The organism is Phenylobacterium sp., from assembly GCF_044371015.1.
Classification (GTDB): domain Bacteria; phylum Pseudomonadota; class Alphaproteobacteria; order Caulobacterales; family Caulobacteraceae; genus Phenylobacterium.
This window is the reverse complement of sequence record NZ_JBILUK010000203.1, coordinates 1-5,879: the sequence shown is the minus strand read 5'-3', so window position 1 is coordinate 5,879 and position 5,879 is coordinate 1. Positions and strand designations below refer to the sequence as shown.

The window sequence follows — 5,879 nt, the reverse complement described above, 5'->3', positions numbered from 1 at the left end:
TGTCCGGCGGCATGGTCGACGAGACCGGCTACCTCAACGAACTCGACATGATCGCCGATAGCGGCATCACGCCGGCTGAGCGGCTGATCGAGCTCTACGAGACCCGCTGGGCCGGCGATGCGGGCCGGGCTTTCGAGGACTTTGCGTACTGATCCCGCATCGTGGGGCGATCCGCCGCACTCGCCTCTCAGTTGAATCCAATTGTCGTCCAGTTAGGGAGGGCGCAGCGTCGGTTCGACACTCTGGAACCTTGGGGATCCACCATGCGTAAACTTTTGCTCGGCCTCGGCGCGCTGGTCGCTCTGGCTGCTACGCCCGCCTCGGCGGTGACTATCACGTTCAACAATGCGACGTCGTGCGTGGGTTTGTGCGGCAACAACCTGTCCGGCCCTAACGGGCTCATCGATCAAGGATTCGGCGACACCGCCAATGTGAATGTGACCTACAGCGGCGTGGGGTCGAATCCAGAATCTTCGCTGCGCTTCTGGAACGGCGGCTACAGCGGTTCGGACGCTGTCTGGACCAACAGTGGACGGGGGCAGATTCGCTTCGACGTGTTGACTCCCGGCGTCCTAAAGCTGGTGAGCGTGGATTTCGGCGGATATTTGAACAACCCTAGCCGGAGCATCGCCTACGACGTGTACGATCTGAGCTTGACCAACTTGGTCTCCGGCTCGGTCAATCCGCCCGCGCTTTCGATGGCGACGGTTTCGTTCGGCCAGACGAGCACGACAGGCCTGATATTCCAGTTCGGCCCCGACGCCTACGCCGGTGGCGTTCAGAACATCGTCTACGAATTCACCCCGGGCGGGACCATTGTTCCGGAGCCGGCCACCTGGGCCCTGATGATTGGCGGCTTCGGCGCGGCCGGGACGATGCTGCGTCGCCGGCGCGCGCTGGCGGCCTGATCGGCTCGCAAGGTTTCGAAGCGCCGTCCGCCTCCCGGCGGGCGGCGTTTTCGCATTTGACCGAACTCAACGTTGGGGAACGCTTGACGTGGTCATCTCAGGCGCCGAAGTAGCCACGCGACCGGTGAGAAGGCTCTCCCCATGCCCACCAAGCTTCCGAAGTACGCCCACTGGGTCGCCGAGCGGCGGTTCCTGGTCGACGCCAAGGCCCTGCCGTCCCTGGAACTGGGAACCGCACGGCGGATCGAGGACATCTATATCGAGGGCGGCCGCCTTCGCCTTCGGGCCATCACGGAACTGGCCACTGGCGAGAAGACCTTCAAGCTGGCCAAGAAGTATGCGCCCGACAACCCGCTGATCGGCCCGATGGCCAATCTCTACCTCACAGAGGAAGAGCACGCCGTGATGGCCAAACTGCCGGGCGCGCGGCTCTCTAAGCTGCGACACAGGGTCGGCGGCTTCACCGTCGATGTGTTCGAAGGCGCTCTGAAGGGCCTGGTCACCGCCGAGTGCGAGGCCACCAACCGCATGGCAGCGATGCGCGTCGAGATTCCCACATGGTGCATCCGCGAGGTGACCAGCGACGTCGCCTACACAGGCGGCGAACTCGCCCTGGCCGACGCGCCGCCCAAGGAATAGCCCCCCTCTGTCCCCCCGGAACAAGTCCGGGGGGCCACCTCCCCCGATCCGCGCTTCGCGCTGGGGGAGGACCAGACACCTTCATCCTCCCCACGGGGGGAGGGGCGCCACGCGGAGCGTGGTGGAGGGGGCCGCCACCCCAACCACCCCCCGCTTGCCGCCCGCTCTGGCCCATGGTCTCTAGCGGCCAGACACGCGCGCCGGGGGGACGTGGGTCGCAGCCGCCTCCGCCCGCACGCCCCTAAGCCAAGGCGAGGCCACCCGGCATGGATCCCATCGTTCTGATCGGCGTGATCATCACCTTGGCCACCGGCGTCCCGGTCTTCCTGCAGATGCGCCGGAACCATCCGCGCGGGCTGATGGTGCTGTTCTTCGCCGAGATGTGGGAGCGGTTTTCCTACTACGGGATGCGCGGAATCCTGATCTTCTACCTGACCCAGCACCTCTTGTTCGACGACGAGGTCGCGGGCGCGCAGTACGGCTCCTACACCTCGCTCGTCTATCTGACGCCGCTGCTGGGCGGCCTGCTGGCCGACCGGTATCTGGGCACCCGCAAGGCCATCGCGTTCGGCGCCTTGTTGCTTGTGGCCGGCCACCTGACCATGGCGATCGAGGGCCAGCCTGCTCGCCAGACTCTCATCCATGCCGGCCAGTCCTATGAGGTCGCGATCCAGGGCCGCATGGAGGCGCGGGAGGTGCGTCTGGTGGTCGGTGATCAGCCCTACGTCTTCTCGGCGGACGCGGCGGGAGGCCTGGTCATCGAAGGCTTGCCCGCCACGGCGCCGCTGCCGGCGACGCTGCCCAAGGGCTCCTATGAGTTGAAGAGTCAGATCGATCCGCTCGGCGTCAACGCCTTCTACCTGGCGGTCTCGCTGATCATCATGGGCGTAGGGTTTCTCAAGCCCAACATCTCGACGATCGTTGGCCAACTCTATCCGGAGGGCGATCCGAGGCGGGATTCCGGCTTCACCCTCTACTACTACGGCATCAACCTGGGCGCCTTCTGGGCGTCGGTTTTGTGTGGCCTGCTGGGTCAGCAGGTGGGCTGGTGGGCGGGCTTCGGCCTGGCCGGGGTCGGCATGCTGGCCGGCTTCATCGTCTTTGTGTGGGGCAAGCCCCTGCTGGAAGGCAAGGGCGAGCCGCCCGAACCCGCCCGGCTGGCGGAGAAGATCGCCGGCCCCCTCAATCGCGAGTGGCTGATCTATCTCGGCGGGGTGCTCGGTGTGATCCCGGTGTGGTTCCTGGTGCAGCACCACGACATCGTCGGTGTCGCTCTCACCGCCGCGACCGCGGCGTCGCTGGCCTTCATCGCCTGGTTCATCGCCACACAGTGTAACAAGGTCGAGCGCGAACGCATGTTCCTGGCCATGGTGCTGATCTTCGGCTCGGTTGTGTTCTTCACCCTGTTCGAACAGGCCGGCACCTCCCTCAACCTGTTCGCCGCCCGCAATGTCGACCTGATGGGCATCAGCGCCGCCCAGACCCAGTCGTTCAACGCCGGCTTCATCCTGGTCCTGGCGCCGCTGTTCGCCGCGCTTTGGGCCTGGCTCGGCGCCCGCAACCGGATGCCCAACCCGACTCTGACCTTCGGCTATGGCCTGATCCTGGTGGGCCTGGGTTTTCTGGTCGTGGTCTGGGGCAGAGGGATGGCCGTCGACTACCAGATGCCGCTCATGATGCTGGGCCTGCTGTACCTGCTGCACACCATTGGCGAGCTGTTTCTCTCGCCCGTTGGCCTCTCGCAGATCACCAAGCTCAGCGTCGCCAAGATCGTCTCCTTCATGATGGCGGTCTGGTTCCTGGCGTCCTCCATCGCCCAGTTCCTTGGCGGGATGATCGCCGGGACCATGGGAACCGCGACCGTCGGCGGCCAGGTTCTCGATAGCGCGGCCGCCTTCGCCGCCTCTATGGAGGGCTTCAACACGCTCGGCTGGGCCGGCGTCGGCTGCGGCTTGGCCTTCGTGGCGCTCAGCTTCCTGATCAAGGGCTGGTCACACGGCGCAGACGGCAACTAGGCGTGCTTCCCCGGACCTTGTTCATTCCGCTGGAATCATCTCAGGCGGGTCATAAAATTAGCAAAATCAGTAGATTAGAACATCGCTCCGCACTAAGGCCGGCTCCCGTTTTTCGGAAGACGCTCTAAGATCCGAAGCTTTTGCGAACGCGGTCCGAAACGCCCCGCCCAAACTGCTGATCGTGGCGGCCGATCCGGTTCTCCCTCCCGTCAGGGTGCGGAACCGCCGGAGTCATCCGGTCGGGCGCGTCAGATGCCGGAACCCGGGACTAACTCTCAAACAGGATCGGTCAGTAGCTCCAGCGCAGCCGCGCTGTCACCGTGCGCGCCGCGCCCGGCGCGATCCACACGTTGCTGAACGAGCTCTCCAGATAATAGGTGTCGAACAGGTTCTCGATATCGAGGTGCGCCGAGAGCCGTTCGGTGACCTGGTATCCGAGGTTTACGCGCGCGGTCACATAGTCCGGGAGCTCGAAGCCGCTGGCCACGTCGTCACCCGGCCGTTCGCCGACATAGACTAGGCCCCCGCTGACCGTAATTTCGCCCGCCCCCTCCTGGCCCGATCGCCATGTCCCGAACATGGCGGCCGAGTGCTTGGGCACGTTGCTGAGGCCGCTGCCCGCCAGGAACGCGCGGGTGTCCTTGGTGATCTCTGCATCGGTCAGGGCGTAGACGGCGGTGAGGGTCAGGTTGCGGTCAAGAGCGAAGTTGAGATCGGCCTCAAAACCCTGGCTGCGCGCTTCGCCGGCCGGGGTCGAGAAGCCAGGATTGGCCGGATCGTTGACCAGCACGTTTTCCTTCTCGATGCGGAAGATCGACGCCGTGCCGGTCAGGCGTCCATCCATCAGGGCGTACTTGACGCCCGCCTCGAGCGCCTCGCCACGCTCGGCGGCGAAGGCGCCGCCTGTCGCGTCGGCGCCCTGATTGTAGCGGAATGAACGCCCCCAACTGGCATAGGCCGAGAAGGTCTCGCTGGGCGACCAGGTGAAGGCCGCGCGCGGCGAGGTTTCCGATGGCGACTGGCGCGTCACGGCGCCGTTTCGGAAATTGGTGTTGGTCTGGCGGATCCAGTCGTGCCGCAGGCCGACCAGGATGCTGAACTCGCTGCCCAGGGTGATCAGGTCTTGAACATAGATGCTCTCGCCGCGCAGCTCCTCCAGGATGTCCTGGTTCAGCGGCGCTGTGGGCTTGGGCTGGCCATAGACAGGGCGCAGCACGTCGATCGCATAGGGATTGGCCGCGGTCGGATTGAAACGGAAGAAGATACGCCTCTGGTCGAATGTGAAGGCGTCGGCGCCGACGCGGATCTGGTGCTCCGTCCCGCCGGCGGTGAAGCGGCCGCTCAGCTCCGCGCGTCCCGAGAGGTCGTCCCAGAAATAGTCGTGAATTCGCAGCTGGCGGCGGAGTTGAGTTCCGACGAGAACAGAATTGTGCGTCGACTGCCCGACGAAATCGCCGTCCCGGTACTGGACCCCGGCTTCCAGGGCTAGGTTGTCGGCGAGCGCCCAGGTCAGGGAGCCCTGGTGCTGCCAGGTTCGCTGCTTGATGCGCCCGTCGTTGGGTTCGCCCAGGAATCGGTCGCGGGGGAGGGCCCTGCCGTCGCCGTTGATCGCCACCAGACCGCGGTCGTGCACAAAGTCCACATCGGCGTACTCCAGCTGATAGAGCAGACTCAGCGACTCGGTCGGCCGCCAGGCCAAAGATGGCGCGAGGAACAGCCGCTCCGACCCGACAAAGTCGCGGAATCCGTCGGTCGCCTGGTAGGCGCCCACCAGCCGGACGCCAAGATCCGACCCCAACGGCCCGCCAAGATCGACCACGCCGCGGCGGGTGTCGTGGCTTCCGTATCCCGCTTCGAGCGCGGCGTGCATTACATCGCGAGGCGCCTTTGTGACGATGTTGATCGAGCCGCCGGGCTCTCCCTTGCCGGATAGAGCCGACGCCGGCCCCTTCAAGACCTGGAAGGACTCGATACTGGCCACATCACGCCGCGGGTTGAAGCCGCGATTGGCGGTGAAGCGGTTCACCAGGAGGTCCGGGCCCTGGTTGATGTCCCCTGAGAAGCCGCGGATCGCATAGGCGTCCCAGGCGCCGCCGAAGCTGTTCTGCCGCGCCATGCCGCCCGCGTAGTCGAACAGGTCCGAGAGGTTGGCGATGCCGCTCGCCTGGATCAGGGTCTCATCGAGCACCCGCACATTTTGCGGCAGCCGCAAGGTCTCGATCTCCAGCCCGTTGATGCTGGCGTTCGCCAGTCGCGAGCCGGTCACCACCACGGCCTCGACTTCGGCTTCCGCTGTTTCGGCCTGGACCTGTCCCGC

Annotated in this window: 4 protein-coding genes and 1 pseudogene; 4 read left to right on the top strand and 1 reads right to left on the bottom strand. The window is 65.5% G+C overall.

The genetic code is table 11. The features are described 5' to 3' along the window. The 4 genes and pseudogenes from ACIQ3R_RS14275 to ACIQ3R_RS14260 all read left to right on the top strand — a co-directional run. Window positions 1-152 (top strand): annotated as a pseudogene (locus ACIQ3R_RS14275) (glutamate--cysteine ligase); the annotation flags it as partial. 111 nt (window positions 153-263) lie between these two features. Beyond that, a complete protein-coding gene (locus ACIQ3R_RS14270; protein WP_397419528.1) occupies window positions 264-908 on the top strand; it encodes a PEPxxWA-CTERM sorting domain-containing protein in 645 nt (214 codons plus the stop codon). A gap of 141 nt (window positions 909-1,049) precedes the next feature. Continuing rightward, window positions 1,050-1,547 carry a hypothetical protein gene (locus tag ACIQ3R_RS14265; RefSeq protein ID WP_397419527.1) on the top strand — a complete coding sequence of 166 codons (498 nt, stop codon included), beginning with the start codon at window positions 1,050-1,052 and terminating at the stop codon, window positions 1,545-1,547. A 266-nt stretch (window positions 1,548-1,813) separates the two neighbouring features. Further along, window positions 1,814-3,562 (top strand): peptide MFS transporter, encoded by a 1,749-nt coding sequence (locus tag ACIQ3R_RS14260; protein ID WP_397419526.1) that lies wholly within the window; start codon window positions 1,814-1,816, stop codon window positions 3,560-3,562. Window positions 3,563-3,851: 289 nt separating this feature from the next. Here the strand turns inward: ACIQ3R_RS14260 and ACIQ3R_RS14255 are convergent. Beyond that, window positions 3,852-5,879 (bottom strand): TonB-dependent siderophore receptor (locus tag ACIQ3R_RS14255; RefSeq protein WP_397419525.1); only part of this gene is annotated, 2,028 nt, incomplete at its 5' end.